Source organism: Dactylosporangium sp. McL0621 (genome assembly GCF_049995355.1).
Taxonomy (GTDB): Bacteria; Actinomycetota; Actinomycetes; order Mycobacteriales; family Micromonosporaceae; genus Dactylosporangium.
The window spans coordinates 600054-622388 of the sequence record NZ_CP188259.1; the positions used below are offsets into that span (position 1 = coordinate 600054).

19 protein-coding genes, 1 pseudogene and 1 riboswitch are annotated in these 22335 nt (G+C 73.2%); of the genes and pseudogenes, 14 read left to right on the forward strand and 6 right to left on the reverse strand.

Going from position 1 to position 22335, the window contains the following annotated elements; all coding sequences use genetic code 11:
* The first annotated feature begins 14 nt into the window (after window positions 1–14).
* The 3 genes from ACPPVO_RS02755 to ACPPVO_RS02765 are packed head-to-tail and all read left to right on the forward strand — an operon-like array spanning window position 15 to window position 4118.
* The gene (locus ACPPVO_RS02755; RefSeq protein ID WP_426509741.1) at window positions 15–2729 is read left to right on the forward strand and encodes an alpha/beta fold hydrolase; all 2715 of its coding nucleotides are present in this window, start codon (window positions 15–17) and stop codon (window positions 2727–2729) included.
* On the forward strand, window positions 2726–3592 hold the full coding sequence (locus tag ACPPVO_RS02760) for an ABC transporter permease (RefSeq protein WP_360366766.1): 867 nt from the start codon (window positions 2726–2728) through the stop codon (window positions 3590–3592). The genes ACPPVO_RS02755 and ACPPVO_RS02760 overlap by 4 nt, the downstream gene beginning before the upstream one ends.
* Window positions 3593–3635: 43 nt before the next feature.
* Complete coding sequence (locus ACPPVO_RS02765; RefSeq protein WP_426509742.1) at window positions 3636–4118, forward strand: hypothetical protein; 483 nt, start codon at window positions 3636–3638, stop codon at window positions 4116–4118.
* Here the strand turns inward: ACPPVO_RS02765 and ACPPVO_RS02770 are convergent.
* Window positions 4100–5023, reverse strand: a complete 924-nt coding sequence (locus ACPPVO_RS02770; protein WP_426509743.1) for a glucosyl-3-phosphoglycerate synthase — start codon at window positions 5021–5023, stop codon at window positions 4100–4102. The genes ACPPVO_RS02765 and ACPPVO_RS02770 overlap by 19 nt on opposite strands.
* 96 nt (window positions 5024–5119) lie before the next feature.
* Window positions 5120–5259: riboswitch (SAM riboswitch) on the forward strand.
* Window positions 5260–5272: 13 nt separating this feature from the next.
* Between ACPPVO_RS02770 and thrC the strand changes: the two genes are divergently transcribed.
* The 4 genes from thrC to ACPPVO_RS02790 all read left to right on the forward strand — a co-directional run bounded on the left by thrC (window position 5273) and on the right by ACPPVO_RS02790 (window position 10094).
* Entirely contained in the window at window positions 5273–6541 is a 1269-nt protein-coding gene (gene thrC, locus ACPPVO_RS02775) for a threonine synthase (protein WP_426509744.1), read from the forward strand.
* Between the two features lie 306 nt (window positions 6542–6847).
* Window positions 6848–7858 carry a GNAT family N-acetyltransferase gene (locus ACPPVO_RS02780; RefSeq protein ID WP_426509745.1) on the forward strand — a complete coding sequence of 337 codons (1011 nt, stop codon included), beginning with the start codon at window positions 6848–6850 and terminating at the stop codon, window positions 7856–7858.
* A gap of 77 nt (window positions 7859–7935) precedes the next feature.
* Entirely contained in the window at window positions 7936–9609 is a 1674-nt protein-coding gene (gene paaN, locus ACPPVO_RS02785) for a phenylacetic acid degradation protein PaaN (protein WP_426509746.1), read from the forward strand.
* 278 nt (window positions 9610–9887) lie between these two features.
* The gene (locus ACPPVO_RS02790) at window positions 9888–10094 is read left to right on the forward strand and encodes a cold-shock protein (protein ID WP_360366748.1); all 207 of its coding nucleotides are present in this window, start codon (window positions 9888–9890) and stop codon (window positions 10092–10094) included.
* A gap of 154 nt (window positions 10095–10248) precedes the next feature.
* On the opposite strand, the gene ACPPVO_RS02795 is transcribed toward ACPPVO_RS02790, so the two are convergent.
* Window positions 10249–11064 carry an AfsR/SARP family transcriptional regulator gene (locus ACPPVO_RS02795; protein ID WP_426509747.1) on the reverse strand — a complete coding sequence of 272 codons (816 nt, stop codon included), beginning with the start codon at window positions 11062–11064 and terminating at the stop codon, window positions 10249–10251.
* Between the two features lie 201 nt (window positions 11065–11265).
* Window positions 11266–12414 carry a nucleotide disphospho-sugar-binding domain-containing protein gene (locus tag ACPPVO_RS02800; RefSeq protein ID WP_426509748.1) on the reverse strand — a complete coding sequence of 383 codons (1149 nt, stop codon included), beginning with the start codon at window positions 12412–12414 and terminating at the stop codon, window positions 11266–11268.
* A 323-nt stretch (window positions 12415–12737) separates the two neighbouring features.
* On the opposite strand from ACPPVO_RS02800, the gene ACPPVO_RS02805 reads away from it, so the two are divergent.
* From ACPPVO_RS02805 to ACPPVO_RS02820, 4 genes and pseudogenes are all read left to right on the forward strand, one after another.
* A complete protein-coding gene (locus tag ACPPVO_RS02805; protein WP_426514506.1) occupies window positions 12738–13166 on the forward strand; it encodes a cupin domain-containing protein in 429 nt (142 codons plus the stop codon).
* Complete coding sequence (locus ACPPVO_RS02810; RefSeq protein WP_426509749.1) at window positions 13163–14434, forward strand: beta-ketoacyl-[acyl-carrier-protein] synthase family protein; 1272 nt, start codon at window positions 13163–13165, stop codon at window positions 14432–14434. Before ACPPVO_RS02805 ends, ACPPVO_RS02810 begins: the two co-directional genes overlap by 4 nt.
* Entirely contained in the window at window positions 14431–15642 is a 1212-nt protein-coding gene (locus ACPPVO_RS02815; RefSeq protein ID WP_426509750.1) for a ketosynthase chain-length factor, read from the forward strand. Before ACPPVO_RS02810 ends, ACPPVO_RS02815 begins: the two co-directional genes overlap by 4 nt.
* 22 nt (window positions 15643–15664) lie before the next feature.
* A pseudogene (locus tag ACPPVO_RS02820) lies at window positions 15665–16375 on the forward strand (SRPBCC family protein).
* Between the two features lie 51 nt (window positions 16376–16426).
* Here the strand turns inward: ACPPVO_RS02820 and ACPPVO_RS02825 are convergent.
* The 3 genes from ACPPVO_RS02825 to ACPPVO_RS02835 are packed head-to-tail and all read right to left on the reverse strand — an operon-like array spanning window position 16427 to window position 19571.
* Window positions 16427–17596, reverse strand: a complete 1170-nt coding sequence (locus tag ACPPVO_RS02825; protein ID WP_426509751.1) for a class I SAM-dependent methyltransferase — start codon at window positions 17594–17596, stop codon at window positions 16427–16429.
* A gap of 26 nt (window positions 17597–17622) precedes the next feature.
* On the reverse strand, window positions 17623–18873 hold the full coding sequence (locus ACPPVO_RS02830; protein ID WP_426509752.1) for an FAD-dependent oxidoreductase: 1251 nt from the start codon (window positions 18871–18873) through the stop codon (window positions 17623–17625).
* A complete protein-coding gene (locus tag ACPPVO_RS02835) occupies window positions 18870–19571 on the reverse strand; it encodes a hypothetical protein (protein ID WP_426509753.1) in 702 nt (233 codons plus the stop codon). Before ACPPVO_RS02835 ends, ACPPVO_RS02830 begins: the two co-directional genes overlap by 4 nt.
* Before the next feature lie 117 nt (window positions 19572–19688).
* On the opposite strand from ACPPVO_RS02835, the gene ACPPVO_RS02840 reads away from it, so the two are divergent.
* The 3 genes from ACPPVO_RS02840 to ACPPVO_RS02850 all read left to right on the forward strand — a co-directional run bounded on the left by ACPPVO_RS02840 (window position 19689) and on the right by ACPPVO_RS02850 (window position 22232).
* On the forward strand, window positions 19689–20012 hold the full coding sequence (locus ACPPVO_RS02840; RefSeq protein WP_426509754.1) for a TcmI family type II polyketide cyclase: 324 nt from the start codon (window positions 19689–19691) through the stop codon (window positions 20010–20012).
* Between the two features lie 2 nt (window positions 20013–20014).
* On the forward strand, window positions 20015–21022 hold the full coding sequence (locus tag ACPPVO_RS02845) for a methyltransferase (protein WP_426509755.1): 1008 nt from the start codon (window positions 20015–20017) through the stop codon (window positions 21020–21022).
* Window positions 21023–21101: 79 nt separating this feature from the next.
* Window positions 21102–22232, forward strand: a complete 1131-nt coding sequence (locus tag ACPPVO_RS02850) for a nucleotide disphospho-sugar-binding domain-containing protein (protein ID WP_426509756.1) — start codon at window positions 21102–21104, stop codon at window positions 22230–22232.
* Window positions 22233–22335: the final 103 nt, after the last annotated feature.

Sequence of the window (22335 nt, forward strand, 5' to 3'; positions counted from 1 at the left end):
CGTACGTTTGGCCAATGCGACTTCGTCTCCCGGGCCTCAGCCGGCGCCAGGTCATCGCCGGCGCCGTCGGGATCGTGCTCGTCGCGGGGCTGGTGGCGTGGGCCGCGACCCCCGCGCCCAAGAGCTACCGCACGAGCGACCGGATGCTCACGGTCCACACCGGCCCCGGCGACGCCGCCGAGGTGACCCTCGACACGACGCTCTACCTGCCCAAGTCCGCGAGCGCGGACCACCCGGCGCCGGCGATCCTGCTCGCGCACGGCTTCGGCGGCACGAAGCAGAGCGTGAAGAGCGATGCCGAGCTGTACGCCGAGCAGGGCTACGCCGTGCTCGCGTGGACGGCCCAGGGCTTCGGCCGCTCGACCGGCGAGATCCACCTCGACAGCCCCGACTGGGAGGTCAAGGACGCCCAGCGGCTCATCGACTGGCTCGCGGCGCAGCCGGAGATCGCCAAGTCGGGCAACCCAGTGTCGGCCAACGATCCAAAGGTGGCCGCGGTCGGCGGCTCCTACGGCGGGGCGCTGTCGCTGCTGCTGGCCGCCCAGGACGCCCGGGTCGACGCCATCGTGCCGATGATCACCTGGAACGACCTGGTAAACGTGTTCCTGCCGGGCGGGGTGTTCAAGAAGCAGTGGGCCGGGCAGTTCTTCGGCGCCACCGAGGACCCGAAGAACCCGCAGTGCGGGCGCTTCGCCGCGGACCTGTGCCGGGCCTACCTCGACATCGCCACGACCGGCAAGGCCACGCCGGCCGCGGAGGCCCTGCTGCGCAAGTCCTCGCCGTCGTCGGTGCTCGACAAGGTAAAGGCGCCGACGCTGCTGATCCAGGGGCAGGTCGACACGCTGTTCCCGCTCAGCGAGGGCGACGCGAACGCGCGCGGGATCGCCGCCACCGGCACCCCGGTGCGGGTCGCGTGGTTCACCGGCGGCCACGACGGCGGCACCGGTCCCCAGTCGGAGGTCGACCGGCTGCGCCTGCTGAGCGGCCAGTGGCTGGACCACTACCTCAAGGGCAACGGCCCGGCGCCCGCGAACAGCTTCACCTACTCCCGCGTCTCCGGCCTCAACGCCCAGGGCCGCGGCCTGGTCACCGCCGCCTCCAAGGTGGACACCTACCCGGGCATCAACAGCGGCGGCACCGCGGTCGACCTGAGCGGGGCCGCCCAGCCGATCGCCAACCCGCCCGACGGCAACCCGGCCGCGATCTCGTCGCTGCCGTTCGCCGGGCTGTCGAGCCTGCTGGGCTCCAGCGGCCTGGCCGACGGCATCTCCCAGGAGATACCCGGCCAGCACGCCGACTTCGTCTCGGCCCCGCTGGGCGCCGCGCTCGACACCGCGGGCGCCCCGCGGGTGCAGATCCGCGTGGCGTCGCCGACCGGCGAGGCGACGCTGTTCGTGAAGCTGTACGACATCCCGGGCAAGGGGGCCCCGACGATCCCGGAGGGGCTGATCGCCCCGATCAGGCTCACGGGGCTGCCGAAGGACATCGCGGATGCGGTACCGATGACCGTCATCCTGCCCGCCGTCGTGCACCGCTTCGAGGCCGGCAGCCGGATCGGCGTCACCGTGGCGACCGCCGACAGCGCCTACTGGTCGCCGTCCGAGCCGGCCGTGTACACCGTCGCGGTCGCCGGGGGGATCACCCTGCCCGCGGTCGCCGGCACGCCGATCGCGAACCCGGACGTCATCTGGCGCTACGTCCTGGCTGCCCTCGTAGCCGCGATCGCCCTGGCGCTCGTCGCCGCCGTGCTGCTGGCCCGCCGCCGGGCCCGGCGCATCGACCGCAGCGTCGCCGCCGAGCACGTGGACACGCCGCTGGTGGTGCGGGGGCTGCGCAAGGAGTACAAGAACTTCGTCGCGGTGGCCAAGGTGGACTTCACCGTCCGGCGCGGGCAGGTGGTCGGGCTGCTGGGGCCGAACGGGGCCGGCAAGACGACCTCGCTGCGGGTCCTGATGGGGCTGACCCGGCCGACGGCCGGCGAGATCCTGGTCTTCGGCCACCGGCTGCTGCCCGGCTCGCCGGTGCTGTCGCGGGTCGGCGCGCTGGTCGAGGGGCCGGGCTTCCTGCCCCACCTGACCGGCAAGCAGAACCTGGAGCTGTACTGGCAGGCCACCGGGCGCCCGGCCGAGGACGCGCACCTCGAGGAGGCGTACGACATCGCGGGGCTCGGCAACGCGGTGCACCGGCGCGTGAAGACGTACAGCCACGGCATGCGCCAGCGCCTCGCGATCGCCCAGGCGATGCTCGGCCTGCCGGAGCTGCTGGTGCTCGACGAGCCGACGGACGGGCTCGACCCGCCGCAGATCGCCGAGATGCGCAAGGTGCTGCGCCGCTACGCCACCGGCGGCCGGGCCGTGCTCGTCTCCAGCCACCTGCTCGCCGAGGTGGAGCAGACCTGTACCGACGTGGTGGTCATGCACCGTGGCGAGGTGGTCGCGGCCGGCCCGGTCGACGACATCGTGGGCGACTCGCCGACGGTGCAGCTGGACGTGTCCGACGTGGACGCGGCCGAGAAGGTCCTCGAGGAGCTGGCCGGGGTGCGCTCGGTGGCCTGGTCCGGCGGGCAGGGCCTGGTCGTCGACATCGACGGCACGCCCCGGGCCGAGGTGGTCGCGGCGCTGGTGCGCGCCGGGGTCGGCATCGACCGGGTCACGCCGCGGCGGCGGCTGGAGGATGCGTTCCTGTCCCTGGTGGGCGGGGACACCAAGGCGAGCGGAGAGCGGGAATGAGTGTCATCGGCGGTGCGGTCGGCTACCGGCCGGGCGCGACCCTCTCGCTGTGGACGGAGATCAAGCGGCAGGGCGCCCGGCGGCGCAACCAGTTCGCGCTGGGCTTCATGGTCCTGCTGCCGCTGATCATCCTGACCGCGTTCCAGCTCGACAGCGGCGGCGGCGATGACAACGGCGGCGGCAACGGCGAGTTCTCCCGCCTCTCCGACCTGGCCACGAGCGGCGGCCCGAACTTCACGCTGTTCACCCTGCTGGTCTCGGCCGGCTTCCTGCTCGTCGTCGTGGTCGCGCTCTTCCACGGCGACACCGTGGCGTCGGAGGCGAGCTGGGGGAGCCTGCGGTACCTGCTGGCGATGCCGGTCCCGCGCTCCCGCCTGCTGGGCATCAAGCTCGCCGTGTCGCTGCTCTACAGCCTGGCCGCGATCCTGATCCTGGTCGCGACGGCGCTGGCCGCGGGGACCCTGCGCTACGGCTGGGCGCCGCTGAGCGCGCCGGTCGGCGGGGAGATCGCGGCCGGGACGAGCGTGGTGCGGCTGCTGGAGATCGTGGCGTACCTCTGCATCACGCTGCTGGTCGTGGCCTCGCTGGCGTTCCTGCTGTCGGTGTCGACCGACGCCCCGCTCGGCGCGGTCGGCGGCGCCGTGCTCCTGCAGATCCTGTCGAACATCCTCGACCAGATCACCGCGCTCGGAAACTTGCGCACGGTCCTGCCGACGCACTACGCCGATGCCTGGCTCGGCCTGCTGTCCAGCCCGATGCAGACCGACGACCTGGTCAAGGGCGCGATCGCGTCCCTGGTCTACGCCACCGTCTTCTTCTCCCTGGCCTGGTGGCGTTTCCTGCGCAAGGACGTCGTCAGCTGACCCGCGTTGGACGGGCCCCTACCGGCGGGTAGGGTGCCCGTCCATGCGGATCTCCGCCTTAGCCGGCGCGTGCGTCCTCGCCGCCGGGCTCGCCGCCCTCGCGGCCGGGCTGTACTACGACCAGGACCACATCTTCCAGTGGACGCACTTCGCCGAGAGCTCGAACCTCACCAAGGGCCCGGTGGAAGCGCAGACCGCGAAGATCTTCACCCTGATCGGCGCGATCGCGAGCGCGTTCGGCGCGACGGTGGCGGCGGGCAGCGCGGCCCTGGCCCGGCTCGGCGGCCGCACGGGCGCCTGGGTCCTGCGGCTGACGTCGGTCCTGCTGCTGGTCCTCATGCTGCTCGTCACGGTGGTCCTCGTGGTGGGCTCCCTGACCGGCGAGGCCCCGGTCGCGATAATCGACACGCCGTGGTGGCTGCTGAGCGCCGAGTGGGGCGCGCTGATCCTGGCGATCCTGGGCGCCGGTACCGCGACGGCCCAGCTGTGGCGCTTCGTCCCCGCGGATCAGGCCGAGGCGGCGTAGCCCGGGACGGTCCGCATCGGGGGGCGGTCCGGATGGGCGACCGGCGTCTCGTGGGGTACCACCGCGGAGTTCCGGCGCTCGAACTGCGTCAGCGTCGGCCAGAGGGCGTGGCTCGGGGAGATGCGGGCGTTGATCGTCTGCAGGATCGTGGCGGCCATGCGGCCCAGGGCGGCCGTGTCCTGGTGGCCGTGGGTGCGCTGGCCCAGGTCGACCTGGGCGACCGCGTCGAGGCCGTGCGCGCGCCAGGCGTCGACGAGCAGGCCCGTCTCCACGCCGTAGCCGGCCGCGAACGGCAGCGACTCGAGCAGGGTCCGCCGGGCCGCGTACTCGCCGGCCAGCGGCTGGACCACGCCCGCGAGCTCCGGGAAGTGCGCGTTGAGCAGCGGGCGGGCGGCCAGTTCGGTCACCCGGCCGCCGCCGGCCGCGGAGACGTCGAGCAGGGGCCGGTCGTAGAACGCCTTCACCATCAGCGTGGCCGGGTCGGCCAGCAGCGGGCCCAGCAGGCCCGTCACGAAGTGCGGGCGGAAGTCGGTGAGGTCGGCGTCGACGTACACCAGGATGTCGCCCTTGGTGACCGCGAGGGCCTTCCACAGCACCTCACCCTTGCCCGGCCGGGAGCCGGTCGCCGGGAGGATGTCGTCGCGGTGGTGCACGGTGGCGCCCGCGGCCGCGGCGACCTCGGCGGTGCGGTCCACCGAGCCGGAGTCGACCACGATCAGCTCGTCGACGATGGGGCCCAGGGAGCGCACCCCGGTGACGATCTCCCCGACCGTCGGCTCCTCGTCGAGGGCGGGCATCACCACGCTGACCCGGGTGTCGCCCTTCGCCGCGAGCACCTCGTCGGCCGGCCAGTCGGACCAGCGGGAGGTGCGCCGCGCGAACCAGTCCGCCGCGATCGGGTGCATGAGTGAACGCTAGCCGCGCCCACCTCGTGAGATGACTCATACCCGGCGGACGGTGGTGCCCCTTACACTCGTGTGAGCACCACATCACAACTCAATACCTCATCCAGAGGGGCAGAGGGATACGGCCCGATGAAGCCCCGGCAACCCCTGCGACGCGCTGCTCGAAGACGAGGCTCGTCGCGGTAGGTGCCAAATCCGTCCCGGCGCACGCCCGTGCGGCCTGGGAAAGATGAGAGGAAGGCCTCCGCCATGACCTCGACGCTCAGCGTCTTCACCGGCTCACCCGCCCGCAACCTCGTCTGCCGCGGATGTGGGGCCACCTTCCCGCTCGCCGCGCAGCACGCGTGTTACGAGTGTTTCGGCCCGCTGGAGGTCGGCTACGACGCCGAGGCGCTGGCCAAGGTGACCCGGGAGCAGATCGAGGCGGGCCCCCAGAACATCTGGCGCTACGCGCCGCTGCTGCCCGTCGGGATCGACCCGGAGAGCCGCGTGACCCTCGACCCGGGCCTCACCCCGCTGGTGCGCGCCGACGGGCTGGGCAAGGAGCTCGGGTTCACCGCGCCGCTGTACGTCAAGGACGACTCGGCCAACCCGACCCACTCGTTCAAGGACCGCGTCGTCTCCGTGGCGCTGACCGCGGCCAAGGCGCTGGGCTTCACGCGGTACTCCTGCGCGTCCACCGGCAACCTCGCCAACAGCGTCGCCGCGCATGCCGCGCGGGCCGGCGTGCCCTCGACCGTGTTCATCCCAGCCGACCTGGAGCCCGGCAAGGTCGTCATGACCGCGGTGTACGGCGGCGAGCTGGTCGCCATCGAGGGCTCCTACGACGAGGTCAACCGCCTGTGCTCGGAGCTCACCGAGACCGACGAGTTCGAGGACACCGCGTTCGTCAACGTGAACGTGCGGCCGTTCTACGCCGAGGGCTCCAAGACCCTCGGGTACGAGGTGGCCGAGCAGCTCGGCTGGCGCATCCCGGCCCAGGTGGTCATCCCGATGGCCAGCGGCGAGCTGCTCACCAAGATCGACAAAGCGTTCACCGAGCTGGTCGAGATCGGGCTCGTCCCGGCGACCGAGTGGAAGGTGTTCGGCGCCCAGTCGGCCGGGTGCAACCCGATCGCCAAGGCGCTGCACGACGGTACCGACGAAATCATCCCGGTCAAGCCGACCGGCATCGCCAAGTCGCTCAACATCGGCGACCCGGCGGCCGGGGTCTATGCGCTGGAGTCCGTGCGGCGCACCGGCGGCTGGATGGAGTACGCCGGCGACGACGAGATCCGCGCCGGCATCCAGCTGCTGGCCCGCACCGCCGGCGTCTTCGCCGAGACGGCCGGCGGGGTCACCGCCGCGGTGCTCAAGAAGCTCGTCGAGTCGGGCCGGCTCGACCCGAACGCGGAGACGGTCATCTTCAACACCGGCGACGGCCTCAAGACCCTCGACGCGGTCGCCGGCCTGGTCGGCCCCACGCACCGGGTCAAGCCGTCGCTCAAGGCGGCCCGTGAGGCCGGCCTCCTCGGATGATTTTTTAACTGGGGCGATCACCGAGCGTTGAACTGCGGAGAGCGCTTCCACGCTCGGACGAGGACCACCTCGTCCGAGCGGGGGAGGCGGTCGATACTGAGCGTGATCGGCGGTGCGCGGATCGTCGGATGGGTGACTTGACGCCCCAGGGCCCGGGGTTCAGGATGCTCGGTGCGGGAGGACGCGTCGCCTCGGACCCCTGGGTCCGCGACCACAACACCGGAGGTGTTGGCGAGCGTCCTCTCGACCAATTTCCGGGCATAAATGGTTTGCCGTGGCCGCTCGCCCGGAGCCACCCTGGCGGGCATGGCCCAATCAACACTCGAGATCGACGAAGTGCGCGCCGACGACCCGGCGGCCGTCGACGCGGTGTTCGAGATCGTCAACGAGTCCGTCCGGGCTGACCTGCCGGACCTGCCGCCGAACTGCCGCTACCAGTACGACATGCAGTGGCTGATACCGCCGCCGCGCGCGGTCCGCCGCCGCTTCCTCGCCCGGCACGGCGACGAGCCGGTCGGCGTCGCCGAGCTCGACCTGCCCCGCCACGACAACCTCGACAAGGCCCACGTCGACGTCCGGGTGCACCCGGCCCACCGCCGCCGGGGCATCGGCCGGGCCCTCTTCGCCCACGCGACCGCCGCCGCCCGCGCCGACGGCCGCACCGGCGTGCTCGGCTTCAGCCCGGTCGCGGCCGGCCCCAGCGGGTTCGCCGAGGCCGCCGGGGTGACCAACCGCCTGCTCGACGCGCGGCGCCGGCTGCTGCTCGCCGACGTCGACGAGGGCACGCTCGACCGGCTGTACGCCGAGGGCGTCGCCAAGTCCGCCGGGTACGCCCTCGTGCACTGGGGCGCCACCCTGCCGGAGGAGTACGTGGAGGACCTCGCCGCGCTGGACAGCTCCTTCCTGGAGGAGACCCCGATGGGCGAGCTGGACTACCAGCCGGAGCGGGTCGACGCCGAGCGGCTCCGCACCCAGCAGGCGGCGTTCGTCGCGTGGGGGGCGCGGCGCTACGAGGCCGGCCTGGTGCACGAGGCGACCGGCCGGCTGGTGGCGTGGACGGCGATCCGGGTCACCCGCACCGTCGGCTGGCACGCCTGGCAGCTGATCACCCTCGTGCACCCCGCGCACCGCGGCCACCGCCTCGGGCTCGTGGCCAAGGTCGCCAACCTGCGGGCGATGCGCGCGGCCGAGCCGGCGGTGACCACGATCGACACCTTCAACGCGGCCGACAACTCCTACATGATCGCCATCAACGAGGCGATGGGCTTCCGCTTCGCCGATCACTGGGCGAACTGGCAGGGTGCGATCGCACCCTGAGATCACCCCGGGGTTGCCCGGCCGCGGGAACTCGTCAGATGGTCGGCGGGCCCGCTCCGCGGTGGCAGGATGGCGCCATGGAGAACTCACACCCCATGTTCGCCAGCCACGCCGACACGCTGGAGCGGGCGCTGACCGCGATCGCCGAGCGTGCGTACTGGTCCAACTACCCCGAGTCGCCCAGCCCCCGCATCTACGGCGAGCACGCGGCCGCCGACGGCGAGGCCGCGTTCCGGGCCTACCTCGGCACCGACTTCCCGCTCAAGGACCAGCCCGGCATCACCGACTGGGTCGCGACCGAGACCTCGCCCTTCGGCATCGCGCTCGACGTGCGCTACCCCCACCTCGACCTCGACACCGCGTTCGCCGCGCTCGCCGAGGGCATGCCCGCGTGGCGCGCGGCCGGCCCCCGGGCCCGTGCCGGCGTCGCCCTGGAGATCCTGGCGCGGCTGCACAAGGCCGCGTTCGAGCTCGCCAACGCCGTGCACGCCACCACCGGCCAGGCCTTCGTCATGGCGTTCCAGGCCGGCGCGCCGCACGCGTTCGACCGGGCGCTCGAGGCGGTCGCCTACGCCTACCGCGAGATGACGCGCACCCCGGCCACCGCCGACTGGCAGAAGCCCGCCGGCAAGGGGCAGACGCTGCACATGGCCAAGACCTTCCATGTCGTACCGCGCGGGGCCGCCCTGGTCGTCGGCTGCAACACGTTCCCGACCTGGAACTCGTACCCGGGCTTCTTCGCGTCGCTGGTCACGGGCAACCCCGTGATCGTCAAGCCGCACCCCCGGGCCGTCCTGCCCCTGGCCATCACCGTGAAGATCGCCCGCGAGACGCTCGCCGACGCCGGCTTCGACCCCAACCTCGTGCTGCTGGCCGCCGAGGCGCCCGGCGAGGGGCTGGCCAAGACGCTGGCCCTGCGCCCCGAGGTGCGCATCATCGACTTCACCGGCTCGACCGAGTTCGGCGACTGGCTGGAGGACAACGCCCGCCAGGCCGTGGTCTACACCGAGAAGGCCGGCGTCAACACCGTGGTGGTCGACTCGACCGACGACTTCGCCGGAATGTGCCGCAACATCGGGTTCTCGTTGGTGTTGTACTCCGGGCAGATGTGCACCACTCCGCAGAACATTCTCGTGCCCGCCGGGGGCATCGCCACGAACGAGGGGCACAAGAGCCTCGACGACGTCGCCCAGGGCATTGCCGGGGCCGTCTCGGCGCTCACCGCCGACCCCGCCAAGGGCGTGGAACTCACCGGCGCAATCGTGAACGAGGGCGTTCTGGAAAGGCTCCAGAAAGCCGCGGCGATCGGCGACGGAGTACTCGAATCCTCAGACGTTTCACACCCCGCTTATGAGTCGGCGACAGTCCGCACTCCGCTCATCCGGAAACTCGGCGCGGGCGATGAGCAAACCTATGGATCGGAGTGGTTCGGGCCCATTTCCTTCGTTGTCGCCACCGATTCCACGGCGGGCAGTTTGCGGATCTTTGCCGACACCGTCGGCAAGAAGGGCGCATTGACCGCTTCGGTGTATTCGACATCGCCGGAGGTCCTCGACTCCATGGAAGAGGCCGCTCTACTTGCTGGTGTGCATCTGTCAGTCAACCTTACGGGTGGCGTCTTCGTGAACCAGTCGGCGGCGTTTTCCGACTTCCACGCCAGCGGCGCCAATCCGGCGGCCAATGCCGCGCTGACCGACGCGGCCTACGTCGCGAGCCGCTTCCGCGTGGTTCAGTCACGCCGTCACGTGTAGCGCCGAAAGTTACCAACACGTAGTCGCCGGGCGATGCTTGACCCGGCAAGGAAAGGTCGCCGAGAAGGCATGCTCGGCGACCTTTTCGTACTGTTTGATTCGTGACCTTGCTGTCCGATTTGGGCCTGTCGGCGGTCGGTTCACTCCTGTACCGTGCGGTTCGGTCGTCGTTCCTTCGTCGGTTCCACCCCCGGACCCGGCGGCTGTGGGTCGGCAGGCCCGGGCTGGTCCCCACAGCCAGCCGGAAGGCAGTAGGACCGAAGTAGAGGAAGTGCACCGTGGCACAGGGCACCGTCAAGTGGTTCAACAGCGAGAAGGGCTACGGGTTCATCGCGGTCGACGGGGGGCAGGACGTGTTCGTCCACTTCTCCGCGATTCAGATGGACGGCTACAAGTCGCTGGAGGACGGACAGCGGGTCGAGTTCGAGATCGCGCAGGGTCAGAAGGGCCCGCAGGCCGAGCAGGTCAAGCTGCTGATGGCCTGACCCGCCACTCCCGTAAAACCCGCCGGGGCACCGTCCTCATTGATGAGGAACGGTGCCCTGAGTCCTTTCTCCGGTGCCCGATTTATTGGCAATCGCGCGCTTCACGACCCCGGGTGGGAATTGCGGACTACGACGGATCTGCGATGATCCGTGGTCACCAGGACGAGGCGGCCTGATAGGCGGGCGTCGCCACCGGGTTCAGGGGGCCCGAATCCCCGGTGAGGATCGCGTGCTGCAGCCGCGTGAGCCAGTCGGCCGGTTCGAGGCCGAGCTCGCGCACCATCGAGGCGCGCAGCCGGCGGAAGAGGTCCAGCGCCTCCGCGCGCCGGCCTGCCGTGTAGAGGGCGACCATGAGCTGGCCGTGGAACCGTTCGTGGGTCGGGTGCTCCGCCACCAGGCCGGTCAGCTCGCTGATCAGCATGGCGTGACGCCCGAGGCGCAGGTTGGCCTCGATCCGCAGCTCGCGCACCCGCAGCACCTGCTCGGCCAGGCGGGCCACGTGGACGCTGAGCAGTGGCCCGGTCTGCACGTCGGCGAGCGCCGGCCCGCGTGAGCGCTCGAGCGCGGCCCGGAACTGCATGGCCGCGATGTGGAACTGGTCGTGCTGCATGGCCTCGATGCCGGCCTCCGAGAGCCGCTCGAAGTCGTGCAGGTCGAGCTGGCCGTGCCCGAGCCGGAACTGATATCCGACCGGCGCGGTGAGCAGGACGTTCTTGCCCGAAGGGCGGGTGCCGTCGGCCGCCGCGGCGTCGAGCATGCGCCGGATGCGCAGGACGTAGGTCTGCAGCGTGTTCACCGCGCTCGCCGGCGGCTCGTCGTCCCAGAGCTCGCGGATGAGCTCGGAGATCTTGACCGGGCGGTTGCCCTGCAGCAACAGTGCCGCCAGGACCTTGCGTTGCTTAGCGGCCCGTGGTGTCAGGTCTTTCCCGTTGTGCTCGACCTCCAGAGGGCCCAGGACGCGAAAATGCACGAAAACTCCCCGTGGTTGGTGCGCGTTCAACAATGTCACGAAATTGACATTTCTCTATCGTAGGCCGAGATTACACCTCCGTGGGTCTTTATGCGGGTCCGGCGGCCCTGGGGATGTATCGCCTGGTCAGGGTACTTCCGCCAAGTTGCGTACTACGAATTTGCATTGCAAGACATTGCCGTGCGTATATTCTTTGAAACCTCAGTTCGGTACCGCCGCAAACTCCGCCGGCAGTCGCCCGGCAATTTCGTGCGGGTCGGGCGCGGCCGCGTTCTCGGCCGCCACGGCCCGGGCCGCCTGCCGGTGGCGCGGGTCGGTCAGCACCGCCTCGCACGCCTCCCGCAGCTCGGCGTCGGTGGCCTCGTGCGGCGCCAGCGCCCGGGCCGCGCCCACGGCCGCGAAGCGCTCGGCGTTGCCGAACTGGTCGGCGAAGTGGGGCAGGATGACCTGCGGCACCCCGGCCGCCATCGCCGTCATCGCCGTGCCCGAGCCGCCGTGGTGCACGATCATCGAGCACCCGGCGAGGGCCTGGAACAGCGGCACCCGCCCCGCCCGCACCCCGTCCGGCAGCGGGCCGAGCGACTCGCGGTGCCGGTCCGGCACCGCGATGAGCACCTCGGCCCCGAGCCCGGTCAGCCGGTCGAGCAGCCGGCGCCACAGCGGCTCCGCGCGCTCGTCGCGCGGCAGGATCGTGCCCAGGGTGAGCAGCACGCGGGGGCGGGTCGGGGCCTCCAGCAGCCACGGCTCGAGGACCGCGGTGCCGTTGAACGGCACGTAGCGCATCCGCAGGCCGCCGTCCACGCCCGGGTACTGCACGCTGTCGGGGCACACGTCGAGCGTCCGCGCGGGCCCGGCCCACGAGCCGCCCCCGGCGACCACCGCCTCGGCCCCGTTCGCGGCCAGCTCCGGGCGCAGCGGCAGCCCCCACTGGTGCCGGACCCAGGGGAGCCCGGCCTCGGTCGCGGCCGCCGGGCCGGCGAACTCGGCCGGCTCGGCGACGACCAGGTCCGGCCGCCACCGCCCGACCAGCTCCCGCGTGCCCGGCAGCGCCCGCACCGCCAGCTCGCCGAAGCGCCGCCCGGTGCGCGCGGCCATCTCACCCGGCGAGGGCGGCGAGGGCGGCCCGGCCGGGGCGGCGCCCGGGGGCGGCCCCGGCGGACGGAGCCAGCCGACGAGGTCGACCTCCTCCGCCACCGCCGCGACCGGCAGCCCGGTCGCGGTCACGGCCGGCACGAAGTCCGCGCTCGTCGCCATCAGCACCGAGTGCCCGGCGGCCCGCAGGGCCCAGCCCAGCGGCACGAGCGGATACAGATGGGCCTCCGCGGCCGCCAATGTGAAAAGGACTCGCATTGATACCTCCCCGATATGTTCGCCCCTGTGAATATGCAGAACCGCACTGGAGCCGAACTGGAGCGGCGCGACGCCCTCCTGGACTTATGACGAACGCGTGACGAACGCCACGTCCAGGCTGGGAACTGCCTCGGAACAGGCCGGTCCAGCAGCACCGCCGCCCCTCGCCCGGCGCGGCCGGCCGGGGCCGCGCGGCCCGCGTTCAAGTTCGCCGCGAGGGCTGGTCCAGAGGCCGCTGGAACGATCGCTCGTGTTCGAGGCCGGGCGCCGGTGCAGGCATGGCACCGGCCGCCCGCGAGCTGAGACCCGGCAAGGGGAGATCGATCGTGAACAACACATCACCGGCCGTCCGCCTGTCCGACGCGACCCCGAACCGCCGCCGCGGCGGCGACCTGCGGGTCCTGCTCGGCCCGGCCACCGTCGGGGCCACCTCGGGCTTCATGGGCGCGCTGACGCTCCAGCCCGGCGAGTTCGTCTCGGAGCACTACCACCCGTACTCGGAGGAGTTCCTCTTCGTCGTGCGGGGCGAGGTGACCGTGCGGCTCAACGGCGAGCCGGTCGAGCTCGGGCCGGAGGAGTCCGTCTTCGTGGCCCGGGAGGCGCGGCACCGGGTCGAGAACCGCGGCACCACGGAGGCCTTCGTGGTCTTCCACCTCGGCCCGCTGGCGCCGCGCCCCGAGCTGGGCCACGTCGACACCGAGCCCCAGCCCAACCCCGGCGAGGCTCCCTTGCGGCTGGCGCCGGCCGAATGAGCGGGCGCGAGGTGGTCGTCACCGGCATCGGCGTGGTCGCCCCCGGCGGCGTGGGCCGCAAGGCCTTCTGGGACCTGCTCACCGCCGGCCGCACCGCGACCCGTGCGATCTCGCTGTTCGACGCGGCGGGCTTCCGCTCGCGCATCGCCGCCGAGGTCGACTTCGACCCGGCGGCGCACGGGCTGAGCGCGGAGCAGGCGCGCACGCTCGACCGGGCCGCCCAGTTCGCCCTGGTGGCCGCGCGGGAGGCGCTCGGCGACAGCGGGGTGGAGTTCGACCAGGTGCGGCCCGAGCGCGTCGGGGTGAGCATCGGCAGCGCGGTCGGCTGCACGATCAAGCTCGAGGACCACTACGTCGAGGTCAGCGGCGGCGGCCGGAACTGGCTGGTGGACCCCGCGCGGGCGATCGAGCAGCTCTACGACTACCTGGTGCCGAGCTCGCTCGCGCGCGAGGTGGCGTGGTTGGCCGGGGCCGAGGGCCCGGTCTCGCTCACCTCCACCGGGTGCACCTCCGGCCTCGACGCGGTCGGGCACGGCTTCCGGCTGGTCCAGGAGGGCGCGGCCGACATCGTCCTGGCCGGCGCGACCGACGCGCCGATCTCCCCGATCACCGTGGCCTGCTTCGACGCCATCCGCGCCACCTCGCCGGACAACGGCGACCCGGCCCACGCCTCGCGCCCGTTCGACCGCACCCGCAACGGGTTCGTGCTCGGCGAGGGCGCGGCCGTGCTGGTGCTCGAGGAGGCCGCGGCGGCGCGGCGGCGGGGCGCGCACGTGTACGGGCGGATCGCGGGATTCGCCAGCCGCAGCAACGCCTACCACATGACCGGCCTCAAGCCCGACGGCCGCGAGATGGCCGAGGCGATCCGGCGGGCCCTCGACGAGGCGCGCCTCGCCCCGGAGGCGGTGGACTACATCAACGCGCACGGCTCGGGCACCAAGCAGAACGACCGCCACGAGACCGCGGCCTTCAAGGACAGCCTGGGCGGGCACGCGTACCGCACCCCGGTCAGCTCGATCAAGTCGATGGTCGGGCACTCCCTCGGCGCGATCGGCTCCATCGAGCTGGCCGCGTGCGCGCTGGCGATCGACCGCAACGTCGTGCCGCCGACCGCGAACCTGCACCACGCCGACCCCGAGTGCGACCTGGACTACGTGCCGCTCACCGCGCGCGAGCGGCGGGTCGACGCGGTGCTGAGCGTCGGCAGCGGCTTCGGCGGCTTCCAGAGCGCCGTGGTGCTCACCGCCGACCGGGCGGTGGCGGCATGAGCGCGGACGCGGTCTTCACCGGGCTGGGGATCGTCGCGCCGACCGGGGTCGGGCACGAGCGGTACTGGGCGGCGACGCTGGAGGGCCGCGACGGGATCGCGCCCATCACCCGCTTCGACCCCGGCGGCTTCCCGGTGGGCGTCGCCGGGCAGGTCGCCGCGTTCACCGCGGAGGAGGGGGTGCCGGGGCGGCTGGCGGTGCAGACCGACCGCTGGACGCACCTGGCCTTCGGCGGCGCCGAGCTGGCGCTGCGCGACGCCGGGGTCGACCTCGCCGAGCTGCCCGACTACGAGCTGGCCGTCATCACCGCCAGCTCGTCCGGCGGCAACGAGTTCGGCCAGCAGGAGATCCAGAAGCTGTGGGGGCAGGGGCCGCAGTTCGTCGGCGTGTACCAGTCGATCGCCTGGTTCTACGCCGCCACCACCGGCCAGCTGTCGATCCGGCACGGGCTGCGCGGCCCCTGCGGGGTGCGGGTGACCGAGCAGGCGGGCGGCCTCGACGCGATCGCCGACGCCCGCCGGGCCCTGCGCACCGGCTCGCGGCTCGTGCTCACCGGCGGCACGGAGGCCCCGCTGTCGCCTTACGCGCTGGTCTGCCAGGGCGCGAGCGGGCTGCTCAGCGGCGACGGCCGGTACCGGCCCTTCGACCCCGCGGCGGCCGGGTACGTGCCGGGCGAGGGCGGCGCGATCCTGGTCCTCGAGTCCGCCGCGGCCGCCGCCGAGAGGGGCGCGCGCGTCTACGGCCGGCTTGCCGGCTACGGCGCCACGTTCGACCCGGCGCCCGGCTCCGCCCGCCCTCCGGGCCTGCGGCGGGCGATCGAGCTGGCCCTGGCCGACGCCGGCCTCGGCCCGGGCGACATCGGCGTGGTCTTCGCCGACGCGCACGGCGCGCCCGAGCCCGACCGGCGCGAGGCGGAGGCGCTGCGCGCGGTCTTCGGCCCGCGCGGGGTGCCGGTGACGGCGCCCAAGTCCATGACCGGGCGGCTCTACGCGGGCGGCTCGGCCCTGGACACCGCCACGGCCCTGCTGGCCCTGCGCGACGGGGTGATCCCGCCGACGACCGGCACCTCCGCGCCGGCCGGGGACTACGAGCTCGACCTCGTCCTCGGCACGGCCCGGCCGGCCCCGCTGCGCCACGCCCTCGTGGTGGCCCGCGGCTTCGGCGGGTTCAACGCGGCGCTGGTGCTCTCACGGGATTTCGCAGTCTGATTTCGAGGAAGGGAGACGGACCATGTCCGAGTTCACCGTCGACGACCTGCGCCAGGTCGTCCGGGAAGTGGCCGGCGCCGATGCGGGCGTCGACGTGGAGGGCGCCGCGCCGAGCGCAACGTACGAGGAGATCGGCCTGGACTCGCTGGCGGTACTGGAGATCACCGCCCGGCTGACCCAGCGCACCGGCCGGGAGATCCCCGAGGGCCTGGTCGAGAAGGAGACCAGCCTGCAGGCCACGGTCGACCTGCTGCACTCCGGCCGACTGGCGGCCTGAGCCGTGGCCGGACACACCGAGAACGAGATCGTCATCGACGCGCCGATGGACCTGGTGTGGAAGATGACAAACGACGTGCCGGGCTGGCCGGAGCTGTTCAGCGAGTACGCCGAGGCCGAGGTGCTGGCGCGGGAGGGCGAGACGATCCGCTTCCGCCTCACCATGCACCCCGACGAGGAGGGCCGGGTCTGGAGCTGGGTGTCGGAGCGCACCCCGGACCCGGCGGCCCGCACGGTCAGCGCGCACCGGGTGGAGACCGGCCCGTTCGAGTACATGCGCATCCACTGGGACTACGCCGAGGTGCCCGGCGGGGTCCGGATGCGCTGGGTGCAGGACTTCGCGATGAAGCCGTCCGCGCCCGTCGACGACGCCGGCATGACCGCGCGGATCAACAAGAACAGCGCGGTGCAGCTGGGCCGGATCAAGTCGCTCGTCGAGGCGGCCGCCGCACGCTGAACGCACAGAAGGGGGCCCGCCGAGCGGCGGGCCCCCTTCGTGTCGTCCGGGCTACTGCGCGGGGCGTGGCGGCATCCCCGAGCGCGGGATCCACGGCGGCAGGGAGCCCTCGGCGTTGGCCGACTTCTCGATGACCGCCACGCCGCGGTAGAAGTGCACGGCGCCGATGTTGCGGTCGAAGTACCGCGCCTGCGCCGGGTCGAGGCCGGGCCGGTCCTCGTAGTGCAGGCCGTCGGCGAGCGTCTTGAGGAAGCCGACCGACGTGTCCGGCGAGTTCAGGTCGGTCGGGCTGCCGCCGAAGCCCTGGAAGTACGAGAACATCAGGTCCTCGACCACGTAGTAGCCGCCGGGGCGCACGTACGGCAGCAGCGTGCGCAGCGACACCAGGACGTGCCCGGAGATGTGGCTGCCGTCGTCGACGATGATGTCGAAGGGCCCGTAGCGCTCGGCCATCTCCCGCAGGTACGCCGGGTCACTCTGGTCGCCGCGCAGCGTGGTGATGCGGGGCTCGTCGTGCGCGGACTTGTCGAAGATGTCCAGCCCGTAGATCAGGCCCCGGCGGAAGTACCGCTTCCACGTGCGCAGCGAGCCGCCGCCCAGGTGTGGCTGCTCGTAGCCGCCGATGCCGATCTCCAGCAGCCGGACCGGCTCGTCCCGCAGCTCGCTGAAGTGGCGCTGGTAGTGCGGGGTGAACCAGTGCAGGCCGCCCCACTTGTCGGTGGCGTAACGCACCGCCAGGTCGCCGAGGTCGGGCTCGGCCGGGTCGACGGCGCCGAAGAGCGCGTGCACGGCCCGCGAGACCGGCTCGAGCTTCACGAGGTACGCCTTCGGGTTCGGCGGCCCGGACTCGTCGCGCCCGAGCCGCAGCTCCACCCGCCGCGTGTGCCCGGCCCGGCCGCCGGACGGGCCGTAGACCGCGCGCACGAGGTCGGCCAGCTCGTACGACACCCACATCGGCGCGTCCGGGTCCTGCCCGGCGTCGGCGGTGGCGCCCTTGCCGGACAGGGTGACGACGAACCCGAGCGTGCGCTCGCCGTGCACCAGGTCGAGCTGGACGTTGACCTCGGGCAGGTCGGCCGGGGGCGCGGCGCGGAAGCGGAGCTCCGCCACGACCGCCTCGGCGACCGGCCCGGCCCCGAGGCGGTCGACGGCGGCGCGCACGTCGTCCGGGCGGCCGCCCACGGCGAGGATCAACGCCTCGACCGTCTCCTGTTCCGTCATGCGATCTCCTTCTGCTACTGGTTGGTTCATGGCGTCCGCAGTGCGGACTGTGGCGGGCGTTCGCGCACCAGGCCGAGCCCGACCAGCCGGGCCGGCGGGCCGCCCAGCGCCGGGAAGCGCTGCATGAGCCGCATCGGTGGCGCGGGCCGGGCATTGGTGCGCCCGATGTTCTGCTCGGCGTCGGGGGTGTCGGCCGGGTACACGTCGCGCTGGATCACCCGCTGCAGGCCCTGCACGACGACCGTCGGCCACCAGCGGCGGCGCTGGACCGCGGCGAGCTGCCGCACGGTCGGGACCCGGCCGGCGGCGAGCGGCCCGCTGAGCATGCGGGCCGTGGCCACCGCGTCCTGCACGGCGAGGTTGATGCCGACCCCGGCGATCGGCGACATGGCGTGCGCGGCGTCGCCGATGCAGAGCACGCCCGGGGTGTACCACCGGCGCAGGCGGTCGATGCGCACGTCGAGCACGCGCACGTCGTCCCACGAGGCCAGCTCGCCCATCCGGCCCGCCAGCCACGGCAGCAGGGCGACGGCCGTGCGCCGCACCACGTCGACGTCCTGGGTGCGCAGCCGCTCGTAGGAGCCCTTCTGGATCAGGTACGCGACCTGCCAGTAGTCGCCCCGGTCGACGAGCACCATGCCCCGGCCGTTGGAGAAGCGGATCACCAGCCCGGTCGGGTCGTCCGGGAAGCGGGGCAGCCGGAACCACAGGGTGTCCTCGGGGGCGCCGAAGTTCTGCCGGAAGCCGTCGAGCCCCGCCAGGCGCCGCACGGTCGACGAGCGCCCGTCGCAGGCCACGGTCAGCGCGGCCGCGAGCCGGTGCGTCTGCCCGTCCGCGTCGGTGTACTCGACGCCGGCCACCCGCCCGCCGTCCTCCCACAGCCCGGTCACCGAGGCCCGCATGACGAGCCGGAACGTTGGCTCGGCCGCGCCCGCCTCGGCGAGCAGGTTCAGCAGGTCCCACTGCGGGGCCATGGCCAGGTACGAGTACGGCGGCGGCAGGCGCGTGAAGTCGGGCATCACGAACGTGCCCCCGTCGAGCTGGACCCGCACCCGGTCCAGCCGCTGGTGCGGGATCTTCTGGAACCGCTCGCCGAGGCCCAGCTCGTCGAGCAGGCGCAGCGTCGAGGCGTGCACGGTGTCGCCGCGGAAGTCGCGCAGGAAGTCGCCGTGCTTCTCCAGCACCGTGACCCGCACGCCGCAGCGGGCCAGCAGCAGCCCGAGGAACAGGCCCGCCGGTCCGCCGCCGACCACGCAGCAGTCGGTCTCCGGGGTCATCGCCGCGCCTCCGTCCACGTCACCAGCCGCCCGTCGCCGGGGACCGGCGCGAGCCCGGGCAGGCGCCGCGCGGTGGCCCGCTCGGCGATCTCCGTGACCAGCCGCACCGGCGCCTCACCGAGCAGCTCCTCGGGGCCGCCCGCCCCGGTCTCCTCGGGCCCGCCCGCCCCGGTCGGTGCGGCCTCGGTCAGGGCGGCGGTGAGCCGGTCCGCCAGCGCGGGCGCGGTGGCCAGCAGGGCCGTCGCGGCCCGTACGAGCTCCTCGGCGTCGAGCGCGCCGGCCCGGATGCCGCGGATGCAGTGGATGAGCACGCCGTTGTCGAGCACGTCGGGCGAGGCGACGAGGTGGCGCAGCGCGGCCAGCAGCTCCTCGCCCGGCAGGTCGCCGCGGACCCAGGCGAGCAGCGGGGCCTGCCGGTGGGCCGGGGCGCCGAGCAGGTCGGCGACGGTGCCGGCGGCCAGCGGCAGGGCCAGCCGGTCCCGGAGGTCGGCCGGGGGACCGGCCGCGACGATGCCGTCCAGGGCCGCGTCGCAGCGCCGCCGGGCCGAATCGGCGACGGGCTCCAGCAGGGCGGCGGCGAGCACGGCGGCCACCGGCTCCCGGGCCGCCGCGCGCAGGGCTCCGCAGCCGTCCGGGACATCGGGTGGACGCGATCCGGCCCGGCCGGAACCGGGCCGATCGAAAGCGGTAATGGCCATGTGCGGAACGTAAATGGCGGCCCTGGAGTATTCCTTGACGACTCTGGAGCCGTCCTTGAGCCGCCCGGTCCGGTCGGAGTCAATCGATGCTCCATGCGCCGCTGCCACGATGGCGGCGTGAAGCACAAGATTCTGATGATCGGCCGCCTGCCGGAGGGCAACGAGCCCAAGATCGCCGAGGTGTTCGCGGCGCACGACGGCACCGACCTGCCCCGGCAGATCGGCGCGCAACGCCGGACCCTGTACGGCTTCCGCGGCCTCTACCTGCACCTGGTCGAGGCCGACGGCGAGTTCCGGCAGCGGCTGTACGAGAACCGTGAACACCCCTTGTTCCAGGAGGTGAACCGGCAGATGTCGACGCTCATAACGCCGTACGACCCGCAGTGGCCGACGATGCGCGACGCCGAGGCGAAGCCGTTCTACGAATGGTCGGCGGAGTAGCCATGACCGTGACTCGCGCGAGCGTCAACGAGATGATGCGCGCCTACAAGAGGACCAGCCTGCTGCGTACCGCCGTCGAGCTCGGGGTCTTCGACGCCGTGCACGAGGGCGCCGGCACCGCCGCGGCGGTGGCCGAGCGGGCCGGGGCCGACCCGCGCGGCATGCGCATCCTGCTCGACGCGCTGGCCGCGGTCGGGCTGCTCACCGCGGACGGGGAGCGCTACGCCCTGGCCGAGGGCGCGGCCGACGTGCTGGTCAGCTCCGCCCCCGGTTACCTCGGCGACATGACCCGGGTGGTGGTCAGCCGCTTCGAGTGGGACTCGCTGGGCCGGCTCGCCGATGCCGTGCGCAACGGCGGCACCGTCGAGGAGCAGAACGCCGAGACGCCGGGCTTCGCCTACTGGGAGACGTTCGCGGAGTTCGCCTCCGCCGTCACCCTGCCGACCGCGGCGGTCATGGGCGACCTGCTCGAGCCGTGGGCGGCCGGGCGCGACCCGCTGTCGATCCTCGACGTGGCCTGCGGGCACGGCCTCTACGGCTTCACCCTGGCCCGGCGCTTCCAGCAGGCCCGGGTGACCGGCCTGGACTGGGACAACGTCCTGCCGATCACCGAGAAGCACGCGGTCGAGCTCGGGGTGCACGACCGGGCCGGGTTCATCGCCGGCGACATGTTCGAGGTGGACTATCAGGGCCCGCACGACCTGGTGCTGGTCACCAACGTGCTGCACCACTTCGACGAGGAGCGCTGCACCCAGCTGCTGACCCGGGCCGCAGAGGCGCTCCGGCCCGGCGGCCGGCTCGGCGTGGTGAGCTTCGTGCGCGACGGCTCGCCGGCCGAGGACCCGGAGCCGTACCTCTTCTCGATCCTCATGCTGTCGTGGACGGCCGCCGGCGAGGTGCACTCGCAGCAGGCCCATCACGACATGATCACCGCCGCGGGCTTCACGAACATCGTCCAGCGGCAGGTGCCCGGGCTGCCGTTCCACGTGCTGGTCGCCGAGCGGGCCTGACCCGCCCCGCTCCGGGCCCGCGGCCGGTCCCCCGACGGGGCCGCGGGCCCGCACTCTCGGTTCGCATTGGAGTTTTCGCATGCGAGTGCTCGTGACCACGTGTCCGGCGCACGGACACTTCCTGCCCCTCGTCTCCCTGTGCTGGTCGCTGCGCGCGGCCGGCCACGACGTGCTGGTGGCCACGCCGGAGCCGTTCGTCGCCTACGCCGCCACCGCCGGCCTGCCGGTCGTGGCCGCGACCGACCCCTTCGACCCGCGGGCCGTCATGCGCCCGGAGCCGGCGACGGACCGGCTGGAGCTGCTGACCGGCACCGGCCGCGGCTTCGGCCGGCTCGCCGCCCGGACCGTCGACGGCCTCGCCGGGCTGGTCGGACGCTGGCGGCCGGATCTGCTGGTGACTGAGCCGACGGAGTACGCCGGGCCGATCGCCGCGGCCGCGCACGGGGTGCCGTACGCGATCCAGACCTACGGCATCGCCAGCCGCCGCGAACTGCACGAGGCCGCGCACGCGGAGCTGGCGCCGGTGTACGCCCGCTTCGGCCTCGCCGGACGGCCCCGCGAGTCGCTGTACCTCGACGTCTGCCCCGCGCAGCTCCAGCTGCCCGACCAGCCGGCCGGCGTCCGGATGCGCTACGTGCCCTACAACGGCGCCGCCGACGTCACCGCGGACATCCCCGATCCGGGCCGCCCACTCGCCGTGGTGACCGCCGGGTCCTTCCTCGGCCGCGCGCCCGCGGTGCAGGAGCTGCTGCGCGGGATCGTCGCGGACCTCGGCGGCCTCGGCCTCGCGGTCGCCCTCGCCGTCGACCCGGCCGTGCGCGAGCAGCTGGGGCCGCTGCCGGCCCACGTCGTCGCGGCCGGCTGGCTCTCGCTCGACCAGGTGCTGCCGCGCGCCGCGGTGGCGGTCCACCACGGCGGGGCCGGCACCACGATGACCTGCGCCGCGCACGGCGTGCCGCAGCTGGCGCTGCCGTTCGTCAACGACAACTTCGACCACGGCGAGCGGGTGGCCGCGACCGGCGCGGGGCGCTGCCTGCCCGGCGCCGAGGCCGAGCCGGCCGCGGTGCGGGCCGTGGTGCGGGAGCTGCTCGACGATCCCGCCGCGCGGCCGGCCGCGGCCCGCCTCGCGGCCGACAACGCCGCCGCCCCGGCGCCTCCGGCCCTGGTGCCGGCGCTGGAGGCGCTGGCTTTCGCGGGGGTGCCGGCATGACCGCCCTCGACCTGTGGCCCGGCCCGTTCGCGGCTTTCGCGGGGGTGCCGGCATGACCGCCGTCGACCTGCTGCCCGATCCGTTCGCGGCTTTCGCGGGGGTG

Excerpts from the sequence above, each read along its gene's own strand:
- ACPPVO_RS02755 (WP_426509741.1), top strand. The coding sequence starts at position 15 with ATGCGACTTCGTCTCCCGGGCCTCAGCCGGCGCCAGGTCATCGCCGGC.
- ACPPVO_RS02845 (WP_426509755.1), top strand. The coding sequence starts at position 20,015 with ATGACCGTGACTCGCGCGAGCGTCAACGAGATGATGCGCGCCTACAAG.
- paaN (WP_426509746.1), top strand. The coding sequence starts at position 7,936 with ATGGAGAACTCACACCCCATGTTCGCCAGCCACGCCGACACGCTGGAG.
- ACPPVO_RS02760 (WP_360366766.1), top strand. The coding sequence starts at position 2,726 with ATGAGTGTCATCGGCGGTGCGGTCGGCTACCGGCCGGGCGCGACCCTC.
- ACPPVO_RS02780 (WP_426509745.1), top strand. The coding sequence starts at position 6,848 with ATGGCCCAATCAACACTCGAGATCGACGAAGTGCGCGCCGACGACCCG.
- ACPPVO_RS02825 (WP_426509751.1), bottom strand. The coding sequence starts at position 17,596 with ATGACGGAACAGGAGACGGTCGAGGCGTTGATCCTCGCCGTGGGCGGC.
- ACPPVO_RS02830 (WP_426509752.1), bottom strand. The coding sequence starts at position 18,873 with ATGACCCCGGAGACCGACTGCTGCGTGGTCGGCGGCGGACCGGCGGGC.
- ACPPVO_RS02815 (WP_426509750.1), top strand. The coding sequence starts at position 14,431 with ATGAGCGCGGACGCGGTCTTCACCGGGCTGGGGATCGTCGCGCCGACC.
- ACPPVO_RS02765 (WP_426509742.1), top strand. The coding sequence starts at position 3,636 with ATGCGGATCTCCGCCTTAGCCGGCGCGTGCGTCCTCGCCGCCGGGCTC.
- ACPPVO_RS02850 (WP_426509756.1), top strand. The coding sequence starts at position 21,102 with ATGCGAGTGCTCGTGACCACGTGTCCGGCGCACGGACACTTCCTGCCC.
- ACPPVO_RS02770 (WP_426509743.1), bottom strand. The coding sequence starts at position 5,023 with ATGCACCCGATCGCGGCGGACTGGTTCGCGCGGCGCACCTCCCGCTGG.
- ACPPVO_RS02800 (WP_426509748.1), bottom strand. The coding sequence starts at position 12,414 with ATGCGAGTCCTTTTCACATTGGCGGCCGCGGAGGCCCATCTGTATCCG.
- ACPPVO_RS02835 (WP_426509753.1), bottom strand. The coding sequence starts at position 19,571 with ATGGCCATTACCGCTTTCGATCGGCCCGGTTCCGGCCGGGCCGGATCG.
- thrC (WP_426509744.1), top strand. The coding sequence starts at position 5,273 with ATGACCTCGACGCTCAGCGTCTTCACCGGCTCACCCGCCCGCAACCTC.
- ACPPVO_RS02810 (WP_426509749.1), top strand. The coding sequence starts at position 13,163 with ATGAGCGGGCGCGAGGTGGTCGTCACCGGCATCGGCGTGGTCGCCCCC.